Source organism: Herbiconiux solani NBRC 106740 (assembly GCF_001571005.1).
Classification (GTDB): domain Bacteria; phylum Actinomycetota; class Actinomycetes; order Actinomycetales; family Microbacteriaceae; genus Herbiconiux; species Herbiconiux solani.
In genome coordinates, this window is sequence record NZ_BCST01000011.1 from 71740 (window position 1) to 89379 (window position 17640).

Consider the following 17640-nt stretch of genomic DNA (forward strand, 5'->3'; position numbering starts at 1 on the left):
CTCAGCTACCTAAAGCAGCGAAGGTCTCGATGTCGGCCGAGTTGCCCGAGACGATGATCAGGTCGTGGTTCGAGACGACCGTCGACTCGGTCGCGTAGGTGAAGGGCTTGCCGGGGCTCTTCACGCCCACGACGGTGACCCGGTACCTCGAGCGCACGCCGGACTCGGTGAGGTTGAGGCCGCGGATCGGCTTCGGCGGGTACATCTTCACGAGGGCGAAGTCGTCGTCGAACTCGATGAAGTCGAGCATCCGCCCGGAGACCAGGTGCGCCACCCGCTCGCCGGCCTCGGCCTCGGGGTAGATCACGTGGTTCGCGCCGATGCGCTCGAGGATCTTGCCGTGCGAGCGCGAGATCGCCTTGGCCCAGATCTGCGGCACCTTGAGGTCGACGAGGTTCGCCGTGATCAGCACCGAGGCCTCGATCGACGAGCCCACCGCGACGACGGCGATCTGGAACTCCGAGGCCCCGATCTGGCGCAGCGCCTCGACGTTCTTGGCGTCGGCCTGCACGGTGTGCGTGACCCGCTCGGACCACTTCTGCACGAGCCGCTCGTCCTCGTCGATCGCGAGCACCTCGCGGCCCAGCCGGTCGAGCTCTCCCGCGGTGGCGGCGCCGAACCGGCCGAGGCCGATCACCAGCACCGGGGCGTCGTGTTTGATCCGGTCAACCAACGATGGGCCTCTCTTCCGGGCGCTTGTAGAGCTGCTGCCTCTGGCTCGCGGCGAGGGCTGCGGCGAGAGTCACTGTACCAACGCGGCCCATGAACATGGTGGCGGCCATGATGTAGACCCCCGCATCCGGCAGCGACGCCGTCAGCCCGGTGGTCAGCCCCGAGGTCGCGAACGCCGAGATCACGTCGAAGAGAACGAAGTCCAGCGGCGCCTTCGAGATCTGCAGGATGAGCACGCTCGACACCGCGACGGTCGTCGCCCCCCAGAGCACCACGCTCACCCCGAGTCGCAGCACGTCGCTCGGGATGCGCCGGCCGAAGGCCTCCATGTCCTGAACACCGCGCGCCTCGGCGAACGCCGCGAGGAAGAGCACCGCGAGCGTCGTCACCTTGATGCCGCCGGCCGTCGACGCCGAGCCGCCGCCGATGAACATCAGCATGTCGGTCACGAGCAGGCTCGAGCCGTTGAGGTCGGGGATCGAGATGGTCGAGAAGCCGCCCGACCTCGTCATCACCGACAGGAAGAAGCTCTGGAAGACGGTGTCGCCGGCGTTCAGCCCGCCGAAGGTGTCGGGGTTGTCGAACTCCAGCACGATGTAGAGCACGGCACCGACCACGATCAGCAGGAAGCTCGTGACCAGCGTGAGCTTGACGTGCACCGACCAGCGCACCCGGCCCGCGGTGCCGCGTGCGTGACCGCGACGCTTGCGCGACCGCCATGCCCCGAGGCTGCGGGAGAGCGTGTAGATCACCGGGAAGCCGATGCTCCCGAGGAACACCCCCACCATCAGCACGCCGAGGAAGAAGTAGTCGTTCGCGAACGGCGCCAGGCCCTCGGCGTTCGGCGCGAAGCCGGTGTTCGTGAAGGCCATGGCCGAGTAGTAGAGGCTGAACCAGACCGCATCGCCGACCGGGATGCCGTCCAGCAGCATCCGGGGCAGCAGGAGCAGTGCCAGCACGGCCTCGATGACCAGGGCGCTGATCGCGACGGTGGCGAGCAGCGAGCCGATCTCGCCGAGCCGCACCGCCTGGCCCTCGGCGACCGGGCCGTGGTGCATCCGCAGCGGGTTGGTGTCGCTCGCGGCGATCAACCGGGCACGGAGCCCCAGCCGGCGCGAGATCACCAGGCCCAGGATGCTCGCCAGGGTCAGCACCCCGAGCGCACCGATCTGCACGCCGAAGTAGATCAGCACGTGGCCGAAGACCGACCAGTGCGTGGCCATGTCGACCGTGGAGAGCCCGGTGACGCAGATGACGGAGACGGCGGTGAAGAGCGAGTCGGCCAGGCTCGTCGGGGTGCCGGTCGCGCTGGAGACAGGGAGCGAGAACAGCACCGTGAACAGCAGCACGAGCCCGGCGAAGATGAGGATCGCGAACCGCGAGGGAGAGTGCTCGGAGGTCTCCCGCACGGCCTCGCGGATCTTGCCGAACACAGAGGCGCTGCGGCGCAGGGGATTGCGGCTCGCTACGGTGCTTCGCACGCTCATCCCTGATCCTTGCTTCGCGGGGTGTTCGGGGTGCATCCGGCGGCTCACCCGGCGAACGAACGCAATGCTACCGGGGTGCGGCGGATCGGGAAGGCGCGGATTCGCGCCGGGCGGCCCGGCTCGGCTCGGGAGCTCGGTTCGGAGAGCGCGGTTCGGGGAGGCGCGGATCGGGGAGCGCACCACTAGCCTTGTGCCATGGCCGACATCTTCTCCGTGATCGCCGACCCCACCCGGCGCCAGTTGCTCTCGTTGCTGCTGGATCGCTACGTGTCGGCCGACCAGGCGAGCGCATCCGGTGCGGGGGAGGGCGAGTTCAGCGTCTCCGAGCTGGTCTCGCAGCTCGAGCTGAGCCAGCCGACCGTCTCCAAGCACCTCAAGGTGCTTCGGGATGCGGGGCTCGTCGCCGTGCGCGAAGAGGGCCAGCACCGGTACTACAAGATCGACGTCTCTCCGCTGGAGGACGTGGAGGACTGGATCATCCCCTTCCTCTCGGCCGACTTCGACACGGCCGAGGAGGACGCCCTCTGGGACAACGCCTCGGATGCGGTCAAGTCCGCGGCCGCGACCTTCGGCCAGAACGTCGGCCGCCGGGCCGCAGCGACCTCGCACGCGGTCAAGTCGGTGGCCGACGACCTGGTGTCGAAGCTCCGGCGCTGAGGATTCTTGCCGCTTTCGCCCAGGAAGCCTTATAGTTTCGCCATGGCTGCCGATCTGAGTGACGTGCGCTTTCTCACGGTCGCTGAGGTGGCCGAGATGATGCGCGTCTCGAAGATGACCGTCTACCGGCTGGTGCATGCGGGCGAACTGCCCGCGATCCGCTTCGGGCGCTCCTTCCGGGTGCCCGAGTCGGCGGTCGCCGAGGCGGTCGATCGGCACATCGCCGATTCGGCCTAGTCCGGGCTGATACACTTCTCCGAGGCTCTTTTGCTCCTGACCGCCGAATCGGCGCGGTCATCCCAATCACGTGTGAGGTATTCGTGGGTTCCGTAATCAAGAAGCGTCGCAAGCGCATGGCGAAGAAGAAGCACCGCAAGCTGCTTCGCAAGACCCGCCACCAGCGTCGCAACAAGAAGTAGTCCGAGACTCCGGTCTCGCGCTGCGAGCAGGGCGCCAGGATCAGTCCTGGCGCTTTTTGCTGTTAACCTCCGTTCATGACGCCCCTGTTCTGCGCGACCTTGATCGTGCGCGACGCCGTGACCAAGCTCGACGCGCTCGCGATCGTCGCGCTCTCGGTCGACCGGCCGGTGGAGGGCTCGGGAACGTCGCGTCCGTTCATCCGGCTCGATTCGGGCGCCACGGTCGAGATCGAGATCCCGAAGTTCGGCGAGCCGCCGCCCCTGGCGCTGGACGTCTACTCGACGACGAGCGACGACCACGCCAAGCTCAGCGCGCTGGCGCTGCTCGGCCGCCTCGAGGAGCAGACGGCCTGGACCGTGAAGCCCGACTTCGTGCTCTGAGCGCTCGGTAGGCTGGTGGCGTGTCCACCGATCCCATTCCCCTGACGCTCATCGGCAAGCCGGGATGCCACCTCTGCGACGAGGCGCGCGACGCCGTCCGCGGGGTGCTCGACGACCTGGCCGCCGACAGCTCGGTACCCGACGTCGACGTGGCCGTGACCGAGCTGTCGATCCTCGACAATCCGGCCCTGATGGACGAGTTCGCCGAGGAGATCCCGGTCGTGATGATCCACGGCAAGGTGCACACGATCTGGCGGGTCGACCCGGCCCGGCTCCGCGCCGCACTGCTCGAGGCGGCCGCGACCGAGTAGCTCCGGTTACGGGGTCAGGCGCGTCGGTCCGCGGAAGAGGTAGACGACCTCGCGGAGGTTCGTCTGGTGCAGCATGAGCATCAGCACGCGCGACAGGCCCATGCCGAAGCCGCCGTGCGGCGGCACGCCGTAGCGGAAGAAGTCGAGGTAGAACTCGAGCTCCTCGGGGTCGAGCCCCTTCTCCTTGGCCTGCTCGATCAGCACCTCGACGCGGTGCTCGCGCTGGGCGCCCGTGGAGATCTCGACGCCGTTGTAGACGAGGTCGTAGCTGTTCGTGATCGTCTCGTCGCCCGCGTTCCGCATGTGGTAGAACGGCCGGATGCTCGCGGCGTAGTCGGTGAGGAACACGAAGTCGTGACCGTAGGTCTCCTTGACGTAGGCGGCGATCTGGCGCTCGCCCTCCGGGTCCATGTCGTCGTCCTCGCGGGGCACGACGTAGCCGCGCGACGCCACGATCTCCTTCGCCTCGGCGAGCGGGATGCGCGGGAACGGCTGGGTGGGAATCTCGATGTCGACGTCGAAGAGCGCCTTGATCTCCTCGCCGTGCTTCTCCTTGACCGCCGTGATGCCGGCGACCATGAGCTCCTCGTGCAGCTGCATGACGTCTTCGTGCGAGTCGATCCACGAGATCTCGGCGTCGACGCTCGTGAACTCGGTGGCGTGACGGCTCGTGAAGGAGGGGTCGGCGCGGAACGCGGGCCCGACCTCGAAGACCTTGCCGAAGCCGGCGGGCTGGGCCATCTGCTTGAAGAACTGCGGGCTCTGCGACAGGTAGGCCTTGGTCTCGAAGTACTCGACCTCGAACAGCTCGGCGCGCGACTCGCTCGCCGAGGCCATCAGCTTCGGGGTGTGGATCTCGATGAAGTCGTGCTCGACCCAGTAGGTGCGCCAGGCGTGCTCGAGCGTGGTCTGCACACGGAAGACGAGGTTCATCTCCGGGCGGCGCAGGTCGAGGAAGCGCCAGTCCATCCGCTTGTCGATGCCGGAGTCGGCTGCGATCGGCGTCTCGGGGATGGCGGCGGTCTCGACCTCGAGGGAGGCGAGCTTGACCTCGATGCCGCCGAGCTTGACGCGCTCGTCGTGCTTGAGCTCACCGGTCACCGTGATGAAGGAGCCCTGCGCGAGGCCGGAGATGGTCTCGGCGACGGCCTCGGTCTCCTCGGTGCGCGGGTTGACCAGCTGCACCGCCCCGGACTCGTCGCGCAGCACCACGAACTGCACCTTCTTCTGATCACGAACCGTGTCGACCCATCCGGAGACGGTGACGGGGCCGTCTTCGAGGGCGGCGAGGTTCTTGACGAGGGTGCGGGGGCTGCGTTCGGTCACGGTAGACGAGTCTACCCGGGCGGCTCAGGCGCGGCGGGCGGGATGCGGGCCCGGCCGACGAGGCCGGTCAGGCCCGGCGGGCGGGGGCCGTGCGGGCGGGGATGCGGCGGTAGCCGTCGGTGCGGACGGCGTGCACGGTGGCGACGATGCCGGCGAGGGAGACGAGAGCGAATGCGGAGAGCGTGATGAGGGTCATGAGTAAGCCTTTCTGACCTCTATTTCAGCCCTCCCCACTGTTCAGCACAAGTGCAGAGTTCTACACATCTGGTGTAGCGCGCCTTCACGATAGTGCCCTTCTCGGCGGATACACGGCAATCCCGCTCGTACACTTGATTCCGTGCCTGCCCGCCAACTCCATCTCGTCCGTCACGGCGAGGTCTTCAATCCCGACGAAGTCCTCTACGGGCGACTCCCGCACTTCGGTCTCTCCGACCTCGGCAAGCGGATGGCGTCGGCCGCGGCCGACGACCTGATGGCCCGCGGTCGCACGGTCGCTGCCCTCTACACCTCCCCGCTCCAGCGGGCTCGCGAGTCCGGCGAGCCGATCGCGGCCGGCCTCGGCCTCGTGCCGAGCATCGAGGACAGGATCATCGAGCCGACCAACGCCTTCGAGGGCCGGCGGATGAAGGGCCCGGGCGGCGCGCTCCGCGACCCGCGGATGTGGCGCTTCCTCTACAACCCGTGGCGGCCCGCCTGGGGCGAGGCCTTCACCAGCATCTCCGGCCGAATGCTCGCGGCGATGACCGACGCCTACGCCACCGCAGCGACCATGGCCGTCGAGGGTGACGTCGACGGCGACGTCGTGATGGTCAGCCACCAGCTCCCGATCTGGATGGCGCACCGCACGGTCGTGGGCGAGCGCCTGGCGCACGACCCGCGGAAGCGCCGCTGCGCGCTCTCCAGCATCACCACCTTCGAGCGCCGGGACGGCCGCTTCGTCGAGGTCGGCTACAGCGACCCGGCCGCGCCGCTGGCCGCTTCGGCCCTCGACGTGGGAGCCGTATGAGGTCCCGCCTCCGCATCGCTCTGGCCGCCACGCTGGCCGTGGCCGCCCTCGCGCTGGCCGGCTGCACCGCCGACCCGCTCGCCCAGCAATACCTCGACGGCAGCAACAAGGGCTACATCTCGGGCGACGGCACCGTCACCGAGGTGAAGGAGCGCGATCGCGGCGAGCCCGTCTCCTTCACCGGCACGGACGAGAAGGGCGACACCGTCTCCTCGGCCGACTACGTCGGCCAGGTACTGGTGCTCAATTTCTGGTACGCCGGCTGCGCGCCCTGCCGCGCCGAAGCGCCCGACCTCGAGAAGCTCAACGGCGAGTTCGCCGGCAAGGGCGCCGAGTTCCTCGGCGTCAACGTGCGCGACCAGGCCGCCACCGCCGTCTCGTTCGCCGACACCTACGGCATCAGCTACCCGTCGATCATCGACACCGACGGAGCCATGCAGTACGCCTTCGCCGGCACGGTCGCGCCGAACGCGGTGCCGACCACGCTGGTCCTGGATGCGGAGGGGCGCGTCGCCGCGCGCATCCTGGGCCGGGTCAGCGACCCGACGATCCTCGAGACGTTGATCAAGTCGAATCTCCCGGGGGGCGAGTCGGGATCCACTGCGCCCGCCACCACCGCGCCCGCGTCGACCCCGACGGCCGGCTGACCCCGTGGGCAATCCGTTCGCCGAGGTGGTGCTGAGCGGCCAGCTGCTGCTCGCCATCCCGGTCGCGCTGCTGGCGGGACTCGTCTCGTTCGCCTCGCCGTGCGTGCTGCCGCTCGTGCCCGGCTATCTCGCCTACGTGGGCGGCATCGCCGAGGGCGGGTCCGCATCCGGGACCACGGGCGGAGCAGCCCAGCGCGCGGGACGACGGCGGATGCTGCTCGGCATCGCCCTGTTCATCCTCGGCTTCTCGATCATCTTCCTGGCCTACTCGGCCGCGTTCGGCGCCCTCGGCACCTGGCTGCTGGTCTGGCAGGACTGGATCACGCGGGTGATGGGCGTCGTGGTGATCGCGCTCGGCCTCGTCTTCATCGGCCAGTTCAGCTTCCTGCAGCGCACGTTCAAGCCGTCGTGGCGGCCCGCGACCGGGCTGGCCGGCGCCCCCATCCTCGGCATCGTGTTCGGCCTCGGCTGGACCCCGTGCATCGGCCCGACCCTCGGCGCGATCCAGGTGCTGTCGCTGACCAGCGGTTCGGCCTGGAGCGGCGTGCTGCTCGGCCTGTTCTACTGCATCGGCCTGGGCGTGCCCTTCCTGCTGGTGGCGCTCGGTCTCAACTGGGTCACCGGCTCGGTGCGCTTCCTGAAGCGCCACATCCGCACCATCAACATCGTCGGCGGCGCGCTGCTCGTGGCCATCGGCATCCTGATGGTGACCGGCCTCTGGACGATCTGGATCTACCAGATGCAGGCGGTGATCAACGGCTTTGTCTCGCCCATCTGATCACTACGACTCGAAGGTCGCGCCCGCCCCGGCATCCGGTTCGGACGACGTCACCCTGCCCCGGCTCGGCCCGGTGGGCTGGCTGCGCTGGTTCTGGCGGCAGCTGACGAGCATGCGCACGGCGCTGTTCCTGCTGCTGCTGCTCGCGCTCGCGGCGGTCCCGGGGTCGCTCGTGCCCCAGCGGGCGGCCGACCCGAACGGTGTCACGCAGTACTTCGTCGACAACCCCGATCTGGCTCCGGTGCTCGACAAGGTGCAGGCCTTCGACGTCTACACCTCGGTCTGGTTCTCGTCGATCTACCTGCTGCTGTTCATCTCGCTGATCGGCTGCGTCATCCCGCGCACGAAGCACCACCTCGACGCGCTGCGGGCGAAGCCCCCGCGCACCCCGGCACGGCTGTCGCGGCTCGCGGGCTTCACGACCCGGGATGTCGCGGGCGGCACGACCTCGGCCGCCTCGGTCGTCGACGGCGCCCGGGTGCTGCTGAAGAAGCAGCGCTACCGCACGGTCGTCTTCACGGGCGTCGACGCCAAGACCGGGCGCGAGACCGTCTCGGTCTCGGCCGAGCGCGGCTACCTGCGCGAGACCGGCAACCTCGTCTTCCACTCGGCGCTCGTCGGCATCCTGCTCACCGTCGGGATCGGCGGCGGCTTCGGCTACAACGGCCAGCGCGTGGTCGTCGAGGGGCAGACCTTCGTCAACACGCTGCTCGCCTACGACTCGTTCAGCCCCGGCCGCTTCTTCACCGACGACCAGCTCTCGCCCTACGCGATCACGCTCGACTCGTTCTCGGCCACCTACGAGACGCAGTCGCTCAAGGCCTTCGGCCAGCCGATCGACTACAACGCCGCGGTGACGACGACGGATGCCGACGGCAGCACCGCGCAGAAGGACATCACCGTGAACGGGCCGCTGGACATCGGCGGCACCAACGTCTACCTGCTGGGCAACGGCTACGCGCCGACCATCACGGTGCGGAACCCCGCCGGAGACGTCGTGTTCACCGACTCGGTGCCGTTCCTGCCGCAGGACGCCTCGCTCACCTCTCTCGGCGTCGTGAAGGTGCCGGACGGCCTGCCCGAGCAGGTGGGGCTGATCGGGTTCTTCTACCCGACACAGGCGGAGACCTCGTCGGGGTCGTACACCTCGACCTTCCCCGATCTGCAGTACCCGGTGCTGACGCTGAACGTCTTCGACGGCGACCTCGGGCTCGACGCGGGCGTGCCGAGCTCGGTCTACTCGCTCAACACCGACGGGATGACGCAGCTGGCCGGCGGCTCCACCGGGGTCAAGTCGCTCGAGCTCAAGCCCGGCGAGACGACCGACCTGCCGAACGGTCTCGGCACCGTGACGCTCGACGGCGTGAAGCGCTTCGCCTCGTTCGACGTGCACCACGACGCCACACAGGGCTGGATGCTGCTGTTCTCCATCCTCGTGCTGGGCGGCCTGCTCACCTCGCTGTTCATCCCGCGCCGACGGCTCTGGGTCAAGGCGACCGAGCGGGCCGACGGCACGATCCACGTCGAGTACGCGGGGCTGGCCCGCGGCGACGACCCCCGGCTGGTGGACGCCGTGTCCACGCTGGCGAACCGGCATTCGGCCGAATTCGACTCCTCCTCCGCCACCCTCGACACCAAGGTTTAGGCTCTACCCGTGACGCAAACCCTCGACGAGATCTCGATCATCCTCATCTACTCGGCCATGGCCGTGTACGCCATGGCGTTCGTGTCGTTCGCGCTCGATCTCGCGCGGCGGTCGTCGACCGTGAAGCGAGTGGTCACGGCCGAGGCGAAGGTGCCCGAGGTCGTGGGAGCGGCGCCCCGCTCGGGGTCGTCCCCGGCGCCGGCGCCGTACTCGGCCCCGGCGCCGTACTCGGCAGGATCGGGCGATGCGGCCGGTGACCGTCCCGACCTCGTCGCACTCGACGGGCGCGACGAGAATGGCAAGCGCTCGATCGCGTTGCGTCTGGGTGTCTCGTTCACGATCCTGGCCTTCGTCATCCAGATCGCCGGCGTCGTGCTCCGCGGGATCGCGGCCTCGCGGGTGCCGTGGGCGAACATGTACGAGTTCTCGATCACCGGCACCGTGCTGATCGTGGCCGTCTTCCTCCTGCTGCTCCTGCGTCAGGATCTGCGCTTCCTCGGCACCTTCGTCACCGGGCTCGTGCTCGTGCTGCTCGGCGTCTCGACGGTCAACTACTACGTGGCCGTCGCCCCGCTGCCGCCGGCGCTGCAGTCGGCGTGGCTGGTCATCCACGTGCTCGTCGCAATCCTCGGCACCGCGTTCTTCGCGCTCGGCGGCGCGCTGTCGGTGCTGCAGCTGCTGCAGACCCGGGGCGACTCCGTGTCGCGGATCGCGTCGGCGCTGCGCCTGCGCTTCCTCAAGACGCTGCCGGATGCCGAGACCCTCGAGCGGCTCGCCTACCGGGTCAACATCGTCGGCTTCGTGCTCTGGACCTTCACGCTCATCGCCGGCGCCATCTGGGCCGAGCGCGCCTGGGGCCGGTACTGGGGGTGGGACACCAAGGAGGTCTGGACCTTCATCATCTGGGTGATCTACGCCGGGTACATCCACGCCAGGGCCACGCGCGGCTGGCGCGGGTCGCGGTCGGCGTGGCTGGCGGTCATCGGGTTCGCGGCGGTGCTGTTCAACTTCGGGATCGTGAACGTGTTCTTCAAGGGGTTGCACGCGTACTCGGGGCTGTAGGGCGGCGGGGCTGATCGCCCCTCATCGTGTTGTGCTGCGTTCTAGTCGTCGAGGAGCGCGCGGGTGCGGGTGACGCGGTCGCGCCACCAGGTCTCGCGGTCGGGGGTCGCGCGGAAGCGTCCGAGGCGGTCGTGGTCGGCGACGGGACGTTCGACCGGGATCCGGCCGTCCCGCGGCACGAGGCTCCGGCCCTCGGCGACGACATCGCCCTCGAACAGGTCGACCGTGGCGAGCCCGCAGTCGTAGTCGAGCGCGGGGAGGGCCGCAGCCAGGTGCGCGCCCATCGCGATGCCGATCGAGCTCTCGAGGGCCGACGAGACCACCGCGGGCAGGCCCGCCTCGGCGACGACGGCCATCGCCCGGCGGATCCCGCCGAGCGGCTGCGCCTTGATCACGATCAGGTCGGCGGCGCCGGCGCGCGCGACGGCGACCGGGTCCTCGGCCTTCCGCACGCTCTCGTCGGCGGCGACGGGGATGCCGAGATAGTGGATGCGCTCCCGCAGCTCGGCGAGCTCCTCGACGGCGGCGCACGGCTGCTCGACGTACTCGAGGTCGAATTCCGCGAGGCGGTGCACGGCGTGCTCGGCCTCGTCGACGTTCCAGCCGCCGTTGGCGTCGATGCGGATGCGGCCCTCCGGCCCGAGGATCTCGCGCGTCCGGCGCACGCGAGCGACGTCGTCGCCGAGGGTCTGGCCTCGTTCGGCCACCTTGACCTTGACCGTGCGGCAGCCGTCGTAGTGGGCCAGCACGTCGGCGACGCGGTCGGCGGCCACGGCAGGGAGGGTGGCGTTGACGCGGATCTCGGCGCGGCGGATCGGCGGGACCGGGCTCCAGCCGAACTCGATCGCGGCGCGCAGCCAGGAGGCGGCCTCGGCGTCGTCGTACTCGGGGAAGGGTGAGAACTCGGTCCAGCCCTTCGGCCCCTCGAAGAGTGTGAGCTCGCGGACCGTCTGACCGCGGAAGCGGGTGTGCAGGGGGATCGCCACCACGTGCATCCGGTCGAGGAGGTCGCCGAGGGAGGGGAGGGGGGTGGCGCTGTCGCTCGTGCTGCCTACGGGCCGGCCGGTGGTGCTGTCGTCGATCACTCCACAAGTCTCCGGGTCGGCCCACTTATCCACAATCTCGGGGGCCCGGCAGCCGTCTGGGAGCCCGGGCGTAGGCTTTGAACATGACCGATCGCGCCACCGTCTCCGAGATCTTCGACCCCGCTGAATGGGTGGTCGCGCCCGGCTCCGAGAACTTCACCGACATCACGTACCACCTCGACGTCGAGGGGCGCGTGGCGCGCATCGCGTTCAACCGGCCCGAGGTGCGCAACGCCTTCCGCCCCAAGACGGTCGACGAGCTCTACGCGGCACTCGACGACGCCCGGCAGAACCCGCGCGTCGGGGTCGTGCTGCTGACCGGCAACGGCCCGAGCCCGCGCGACGGCGGCTGGGCCTTCTGCAGCGGGGGCGACCAGCGCATCCGGGGCCGCGACGGCTACAAATACTCGGATGAAGAGACGGCCGAGGGCATCGACCTCGCCCGCTCGGGCCGCCTGCACATCCTCGAGGTGCAGCGGCTCATCCGCTTCATGCCCAAGGTCGTCATCGCGGTCGTGCCCGGCTGGGCCGCCGGCGGCGGGCACTCGCTGCACGTGGTCTGCGACCTGAGCATCGCGAGCGAGGAGCACGGCAGGTTCAAGCAGACGGATGCGGATGTCGGGTCGTTCGACGCCGGCTACGGCAGCGCCTACTTCGCCAAGCAGGTGGGGCAGAAGTTCGCGCGCGAGGTCTTCTTCCTGGCCGAGGAGTACAGCGCTCGGCGGGCGTACGAGATGGGCGCGGTGAACGCGGTCGTGCCGCACGCCGAGCTCGAGACCGAGGCGCTCCGCTGGGCGCGGGTCATCCTCGGCAAGTCGCCGACCGCGATCCGCATGCTCAAGTTCGCCTTCAACGCGACCGACGACGGGCTGGTCGGGCAGCAGGTGTTCGCGGGCGAGGCTACCCGGCTCGCCTACGCCAGCGACGAGGCGGTCGAGGGGCGCGACTCCTTCCTCGAGAAGCGGGCTCCCGACTGGTCGTCGTTCCCGTACCACTACTGATGGGTGGGTCTGCGGCTCGCGCTGCTGCTGATTCTGTCCCGGCTTGCTGCGGGCTGTGGTTGAGCGTGGGTGCGCTGACTGCTTCGGCCGGTGCTAGTGTCGGCGCGGCGCACGGTCTGGCTGCTGCGTGGGTGCGGGTGGAGGCGGCCGGAGGGCAGGTGCGGCGCGTGACCGGTGTGGCTCGCCGCCGCCGCGAGTTGCCCGAGGCGGTGGCGCGGTGAGTCGGCCGCTGCGGGTGTTGCGGGGCGCGAGTCCTGAGGAGATGTCGGTGGCGCTGCGGGCGGCCATCGCCCACGACGGTCCCGCGATCTTGCCGCGGGAGCCGTTGAAGCACGGCAGCCGGGGGGCGGACGAGCTGCTCGGCGACCCCGCGGTGCTCGAGGCCGGGCGGGTGCCCGACGAGGTGGCGCCGGCGGTCGCGGTCGTGATCGAGACCTCGGGCAGCTCGGGCGTTCCGAAGCGGGTCGCGCTCAGCGGGGATGCGCTGCTCGCGTCGGCGGCGGCCTCAGAGGGCGTGCTCGGCGGGCCGGGGCAGTGGCTGCTCGCGCTGCCGACCCACTACATCGCGGGGGTGCAGGTGCTCGTGCGGTCGATCGCCGCATCCACCACCCCGCTCGCACTTCCGCCGGGGCACTTCTCGGCCGCGCAGTTCGCCGAGCGTGCCGCCGAGCTCACCGAGCCGCTGCGCTTCACCTCGCTCGTGCCCGCCCAGCTGGCGCGGCTGGTCGAGGCGGCGCGGGAGGACGTGGGCATTCAGCGGGCGGTCGCACGGTTCGACGCGATCCTCGTCGGCGGTCAGGCGCTGCCCGAGAGTCTCGCGGCCCGGGCCGCCGACCTCGGTTTCCGAATCGTGCGCACCTACGGATCGAGCGAGACCGCGGGCGGCTGCGTCTACGACGGCCGGCCGATCGGCCGCACCCGGGCGCGGGTGGTCAACGGCGAACTCGAGTTGACCGGTCCGTCGCTCGCCGAGGGCTATCTGGGCGACGAGGCCCTGACCGTCGATCGCTTCGTGGTCGACGAGGAGGGCCGCTGGTACCGCACGAACGACGGCGGCACCGTGACCGACGGTCTCGTCGAGGTCACCGGCCGCCTCGACAACGTGATCATCTCGGGCGGCGTGAAGGTCTCACTCGACCGCGTGGAGCGCATCGTGCAGAGCCTTCCCGGCTTCGAGCAGGCCGTCGTCGTCGCCCGCCCGAGCGAGGCCTGGGGCCAGGTGGCCGTGGTCGTGGTCGTGCGTGCGGCGTCCGCGTCCGCGGCCGCGGGTGCGGGTGCCGAGGGTGGCCGCTCTGCGGTGGGTGCGGCGGTCGGTGCCGAGGGGGTCGGGTCTGCGGATGCTGCGGCGAGTGACGCGCTCGAGCGGGTGCGGCGTGCGGTCGTCGAGGCGGCGGGGCGTGCGGCGGCCCCCTCCGCCATCGTCGCGGTCGACCGCATCCCGCGCCTCAGCTCGGGCAAGCCCGACCGCCTGACCCTCGCGGCGCAAACCACCCCGTAACCCCTCGTGGGCGCGGGATGGAGCCACCCGCCCCATCACCCCACTCCACCTCCCACTTCACTTCGCCGAGAAGTCACTTTCACGTCCAAAACCGCCCGGGTAGACGTAAAAGTGACTTCTCGACGCCCTCCACTTCGCCGAGACGTCACTTTCACGTCCAAAACGGGCGGGGTGGACGTAACGGTGACTTCTCGGCGAGGTGGGGGGCGGGCGTGGAGCGGGGGCGCGGGGGCGCTGAGTAGAATCGGGGCCGATGTCCAGAACCAAGAAGCGCCCCTCGGGTCACCCCGCGCGCACCGCCACCCGCGGCCAGAAGTCCGCAGCCCCCGCCGGCCCCCGCTCGGCGGCCGGAGCCTGGATCGCCGGGGCGCGCCTGCGCACCCTGACGCTCTCGGTCGCCCCGGTCATCCTCGGCGCCGGCGCCGCGAAGGTCGAGCTCGACGACGTGTCGCGCTGGCTGTTCGTGCTCTGCCTGCTGGTCGCGATCTTCCTCCAGGTCGCGGTCAACTACGCCAACGACTACTCCGACGGGGTGCGCGGCACCGACGACGTGCGGGTCGGGCCGCCGCGCCTCACCGGCTCCGGCCTCGTTCCGGCCAAGCGCGTGCTCGTGGTCGCCCTGGTCTTCTTCGCGCTCGCCGCCGCCGCGGGCCTCGCGATCGTCGTGATCACCGGGCACTGGTGGCTCCTGGCCGTGGGCGCGGCCGCGATTGCCGCGGGCTGGTTCTACACCGGCGGCAAGCATCCCTATGGCTACTACGCGCTCGGCGAGGTCTTCGTCTTCGTCTTCTTCGGGCTGGTTGCGACCGTGGGCACCACGTTCATCCTGCTCGGCGACGTCAACACCGAGAGCTGGCTCTCGGGCATCGCCGCCGGTGCGATCGCGTGCGCGGTGCTGATGGCCAACAACATCCGGGACATCGACCAGGACAAGCTGGTCAAGAAGCGCACCCTCGCCGTGCTGATCGGCCGCACGGCCTCACGCGTCGTCTACGTGTTCTGGATCGCGGTCGCCTACGCGGTGCTCGGCTTCTTCGCGCTGCTGTTCCCGCTCGCCATCCTGACCTTCTTCACGCTGCTGCTCACGCTGCCGGCGATCGTCATCATGCTCACGGCCAAGCGCGCCAAGGAGTACATCATCGTGCTGCAGCTGACCAGCCTGTTCGGGCTGCTCTACGCGCTGGGCCTCGGGGCGGCGTTCGCGTTCTGACCCGGGGCTATTCGGTGCCGGAGGCGCGTCCCGAGTGCGTGGACTTGGTCGTCTCGTCTGAAGCGGCGACGGTGGTCTCGGTCTCGGACTCGATGGTCGCGGACACAGAGGGCACGGCGGGGGACGCCGCAGACGCCGAACCCACCCGGTCGACCGCCTGATCCTCGACGTCCTCATCCTCCGTGCGCCCGGTCGGCGCCGGGCTCGCGGCCTTGTTGCGGTTCGACCGCGCCTCGTAGAGCGTCTGCGACGCCGCTTCGCGCGGACGACGCAGGAAGATGATCGAGACGCAGAGCGCGATCAGGGCCGCGATGACCGCCGCGATCCACTGCTCGATCTGCAGCGCGAGCAGCACCGCGAGCACGACCGCGAAGATGCCCAGGCGGATGAGCGTGTACACGAGCCAGGTGCGTCCAGGTTTCACGGAATCGAGTCTAAGACGTGCTTCCTGACCGCTCACCGGAGCCCCGGCGAACACGCAGTCCGCTCCCGGATCCCGGGGGTACAGTTACTGGCATGGCTCGCGTACTCCTTGCCCTCGTCATCATCGTCGTGGCGTTCACCGTGTACGCGCTCGTCGACTGTCTGATGCTCCCGAAGGCCCGGGTGAAGGCTCTTCCGCGCATCGCCTGGGTGTTCATCATCCTGCTGTTCACGCCGATCGGCGGCATCCTCTGGCTCCTCCTCGGGCGCGGCCGCCCCGTCACCTCGACGCCCCGGCGGGCGATGGGGCCGGATGACGATCCCGACTTCCTCGGCACCATCCGCCCGGTGCCCGATCCCCTCGAAGACGAGCGGATCCGCGAGCTCGAGAAGCGTCTCGCCGAGACCGACGACGAGCCCGACACCGGCAGAACCGAACGGTGACGCCGAGCCCGGCGGCGACGTTCTCCGCCCGGCTCCTCCGGGAGTTCGTCGCGCTCGGCGTGCAGCACGTCGTCGTCTCGCCCGGATCCCGGTCGCAGGCCCTCGCGCTGGCCGCCGCCACGGCCGAGGAGCGCGGCTCGATCTCGCTGCACGTGCGTCTCGACGAACGCGACGCGGCGTTCACGGCCCTCGGGCTCGCGCGCGAGACGGGCCTGCCGGCGCTGATCGTGACGACCTCGGGCACCGCGGCCGCGAACCTGCTGCCGGCGGTCGTCGAGGCCTCGCACTCCGGGGTTCCGATGATCGTGCTGACCGCCGATCGGCCCGCGCGGCTGCGCGGGACGGGGTCGAACCAGACGACCTGGCAGCCGGGGCTTTTCGGGCGGTTCGTGCGGGCCGAGGCTGACGTCGAGGCGCCGGTGTCGTCGTCGATTCCGGATGCGCGGGCCTGGGCGCGCTGGGCGTTCGCCACGGCGACGGGCGCGGGTGGCGGGGCGGGTGCGGCTTCGCCGGCGGGTGATGCTGCTGAGGCTCGCGGTGCGGGCCCGGTGCACCTCAACCTCCAGTTCGTGGAGCCCCTTTCCGGCACCGTGATCGATGACGACGACCCGGAGGCCGAGGGCGAGGTGGAGCTGCTGGCCGCCGAGGAGGCCGCCGACGCCATCGCGCATCCTGGTCGGCTCGCCGACGCCGACGCCGACGCCGACGTGGTGGGCGGCGCCGGCATGGAAGCGGACGCGAGCCGGGCGGGGGCGGGTGGGCTCGCCCGGCCCGCCGCATCCACGTCGGTGCATCTGCCGCAGGGGCCACGCACGCTCGTGATCGCCGGGGCCGACGCGGGGGAGGCTGCCAACGAGCTCGCGCTCGCGGCCGGGTGGCCGCTGATCGCGGAGGTGTCGAGCGGCGCGCGGTTCGGCCCGACGCTTGTCGGTGCGTACCGCACGCTGCTCGACGAGGACGATTTCGGCGGTCGCGTCGAGCGCGTCGTCGTCTTCGGGCACCCCACTCTCAGCCGGCAGGTTCCGGCACTGCTCGTGCGCGAGGGGGTCGAGATCGTCGTCGTGCGCCGGTCCGGTGAGCCTGTGGTGCCCCGGCCGGGTGTCGCGGTGGTCGACCACGTCACGGCGGATCCGGAAGACCGCTCCGACCGCGCCGCGCGCGCCTGGACCGGCCAGTGGGTCTTCGCCGGCCGCGAGCTGCTCGCCGAGGAGGAGGCGGCCGACGAGGTCGCGGCTCCGCTGGTGTCGGCGGGTGGGCCGGGCGACCTTGCCGGGTCCCGCGACTTCGCCCGCGCCGAACTCGCGGCCCTGCGTGCGCCGATCACCCGCCGCTCGCTCGCGCGGGCCGTCTGGCAGGCCAGCTGGCCGCACGACCGGCTCGTCCTGGGGGCCTCCCGTCTCATCCGCGAACTGGATGCGGTGGCGCCGGGTAAGCGCATCCGCGTGCACGCGAACCGTGGCCTGGCCGGAATCGACGGCACGATCGCGACCGCCGTCGGGATCGCCCTGGCGAGCCAGCTCGGCGACCGCGCCCAGGCCGGCGCGAGCGGCCGGCCGGGTGCGAGCGCGGCGCGGCGCACGGGCGCCGC

21 protein-coding genes are annotated in these 17640 nt (G+C 70.4%); 15 read left to right on the forward strand and 6 right to left on the reverse strand.

What is annotated here, in order from left to right; all coding sequences use genetic code 11:
- Position 1 precedes the first annotated feature (1 nt).
- Complete coding sequence (locus tag HSO01S_RS17135; RefSeq protein ID WP_066043625.1) at positions 2-673, reverse strand: potassium channel family protein; 672 nt, start codon at positions 671-673, stop codon at positions 2-4.
- Entirely contained in the window at positions 666-2159 is a 1494-nt protein-coding gene (locus tag HSO01S_RS17140; protein ID WP_066043628.1) for a TrkH family potassium uptake protein, read from the reverse strand. Before HSO01S_RS17140 ends, HSO01S_RS17135 begins: the two co-directional genes overlap by 8 nt.
- A gap of 195 nt (positions 2160-2354) precedes the next feature.
- Here HSO01S_RS17140 and HSO01S_RS17145 point away from each other — a divergent pair, with 195 nt between their 5' ends.
- The 5 genes from HSO01S_RS17145 (at position 2355) to HSO01S_RS17160 (ending at position 3927) form a co-directional block, all read left to right on the forward strand.
- Positions 2355-2816: an ArsR/SmtB family transcription factor gene (locus HSO01S_RS17145; protein ID WP_066043631.1), complete on the forward strand. Its 462-nt coding sequence runs from the start codon at positions 2355-2357 to the stop codon at positions 2814-2816.
- A gap of 42 nt (positions 2817-2858) precedes the next feature.
- Positions 2859-3053 (forward strand): helix-turn-helix domain-containing protein, encoded by a 195-nt coding sequence (locus HSO01S_RS17150; RefSeq protein ID WP_066043634.1) that lies wholly within the window; start codon positions 2859-2861, stop codon positions 3051-3053.
- 83 nt (positions 3054-3136) lie between these two features.
- On the forward strand, positions 3137-3235 hold the full coding sequence (locus tag HSO01S_RS18475; RefSeq protein ID WP_003792170.1) for a 30S ribosomal protein bS22: 99 nt from the start codon (positions 3137-3139) through the stop codon (positions 3233-3235).
- A gap of 75 nt (positions 3236-3310) precedes the next feature.
- Positions 3311-3616, forward strand: coding sequence for a hypothetical protein (locus HSO01S_RS17155; protein ID WP_066043636.1), 306 nt, complete (start codon positions 3311-3313; stop codon positions 3614-3616).
- Positions 3617-3636: 20 nt separating this feature from the next.
- Complete coding sequence (locus tag HSO01S_RS17160; protein WP_174523004.1) at positions 3637-3927, forward strand: glutaredoxin family protein; 291 nt, start codon at positions 3637-3639, stop codon at positions 3925-3927.
- A 6-nt stretch (positions 3928-3933) separates the two neighbouring features.
- On the opposite strand, the gene aspS is transcribed toward HSO01S_RS17160, so the two are convergent.
- Both aspS and HSO01S_RS19660 read right to left on the reverse strand, forming a co-directional pair.
- Positions 3934-5253: an aspartate--tRNA(Asn) ligase gene (aspS, locus tag HSO01S_RS17165; protein WP_066043640.1), complete on the reverse strand. Its 1320-nt coding sequence runs from the start codon at positions 5251-5253 to the stop codon at positions 3934-3936.
- 67 nt (positions 5254-5320) lie between these two features.
- Positions 5321-5449 (reverse strand): hypothetical protein, encoded by a 129-nt coding sequence (locus tag HSO01S_RS19660; protein ID WP_281177836.1) that lies wholly within the window; start codon positions 5447-5449, stop codon positions 5321-5323.
- A 141-nt stretch (positions 5450-5590) separates the two neighbouring features.
- Here HSO01S_RS19660 and HSO01S_RS17170 point away from each other — a divergent pair, with 141 nt between their 5' ends.
- Genes HSO01S_RS17170 through ccsB form a run of 5 tightly spaced genes read left to right on the forward strand, consistent with a single transcriptional unit; the run spans position 5591 to position 10391 of the window.
- The gene (locus HSO01S_RS17170; RefSeq protein ID WP_066043644.1) at positions 5591-6259 is read left to right on the forward strand and encodes a histidine phosphatase family protein; all 669 of its coding nucleotides are present in this window, start codon (positions 5591-5593) and stop codon (positions 6257-6259) included.
- On the forward strand, positions 6256-6906 hold the full coding sequence (locus HSO01S_RS17175) for a TlpA family protein disulfide reductase (RefSeq protein ID WP_066043646.1): 651 nt from the start codon (positions 6256-6258) through the stop codon (positions 6904-6906). The genes HSO01S_RS17170 and HSO01S_RS17175 overlap by 4 nt, the downstream gene beginning before the upstream one ends.
- A gap of 4 nt (positions 6907-6910) precedes the next feature.
- Positions 6911-7684 (forward strand): cytochrome c biogenesis CcdA family protein, encoded by a 774-nt coding sequence (locus tag HSO01S_RS17180; protein ID WP_066043649.1) that lies wholly within the window; start codon positions 6911-6913, stop codon positions 7682-7684.
- Entirely contained in the window at positions 7668-9329 is a 1662-nt protein-coding gene (gene resB / locus HSO01S_RS17185) for a cytochrome c biogenesis protein ResB (RefSeq protein ID WP_066043652.1), read from the forward strand. Before HSO01S_RS17180 ends, resB begins: the two co-directional genes overlap by 17 nt.
- A 9-nt stretch (positions 9330-9338) precedes the next feature.
- Positions 9339-10391, forward strand: a complete 1053-nt coding sequence (ccsB, locus tag HSO01S_RS17190) for a c-type cytochrome biogenesis protein CcsB (protein WP_245636051.1) — start codon at positions 9339-9341, stop codon at positions 10389-10391.
- Between the two features lie 41 nt (positions 10392-10432).
- Here ccsB and HSO01S_RS17195 read toward each other — a convergent pair whose 3' ends face one another.
- Positions 10433-11473 (reverse strand): o-succinylbenzoate synthase, encoded by a 1041-nt coding sequence (locus tag HSO01S_RS17195; protein WP_281177837.1) that lies wholly within the window; start codon positions 11471-11473, stop codon positions 10433-10435.
- An 86-nt stretch (positions 11474-11559) separates the two neighbouring features.
- On the opposite strand from HSO01S_RS17195, the gene HSO01S_RS17200 reads away from it, so the two are divergent.
- From HSO01S_RS17200 to HSO01S_RS17210, 3 genes are all read left to right on the forward strand, one after another.
- A complete protein-coding gene (locus tag HSO01S_RS17200; protein ID WP_066043655.1) occupies positions 11560-12477 on the forward strand; it encodes a 1,4-dihydroxy-2-naphthoyl-CoA synthase in 918 nt (305 codons plus the stop codon).
- A gap of 262 nt (positions 12478-12739) precedes the next feature.
- Entirely contained in the window at positions 12740-13975 is a 1236-nt protein-coding gene (locus HSO01S_RS17205) for an AMP-binding protein (RefSeq protein WP_174523005.1), read from the forward strand.
- A gap of 253 nt (positions 13976-14228) precedes the next feature.
- Positions 14229-15185 carry a 1,4-dihydroxy-2-naphthoate polyprenyltransferase gene (locus HSO01S_RS17210; RefSeq protein WP_066043658.1) on the forward strand — a complete coding sequence of 319 codons (957 nt, stop codon included), beginning with the start codon at positions 14229-14231 and terminating at the stop codon, positions 15183-15185.
- Positions 15186-15192: 7 nt separating this feature from the next.
- Here the strand turns inward: HSO01S_RS17210 and HSO01S_RS17215 are convergent, their stop codons facing one another.
- Entirely contained in the window at positions 15193-15609 is a 417-nt protein-coding gene (locus HSO01S_RS17215) for a DUF4229 domain-containing protein (protein WP_066043661.1), read from the reverse strand.
- Between the two features lie 92 nt (positions 15610-15701).
- On the opposite strand from HSO01S_RS17215, the gene HSO01S_RS17220 reads away from it, so the two are divergent.
- Both HSO01S_RS17220 and menD read left to right on the forward strand, forming a co-directional pair.
- Positions 15702-16052 (forward strand): PLDc N-terminal domain-containing protein, encoded by a 351-nt coding sequence (locus tag HSO01S_RS17220; protein WP_066043664.1) that lies wholly within the window; start codon positions 15702-15704, stop codon positions 16050-16052.
- A partial coding sequence (gene menD / locus HSO01S_RS17225) for a 2-succinyl-5-enolpyruvyl-6-hydroxy-3-cyclohexene-1-carboxylic-acid synthase (RefSeq protein WP_066043666.1) occupies positions 16049-17640 on the forward strand: 1592 nt, incomplete at its 3' end. The genes HSO01S_RS17220 and menD, both read left to right, overlap by 4 nt.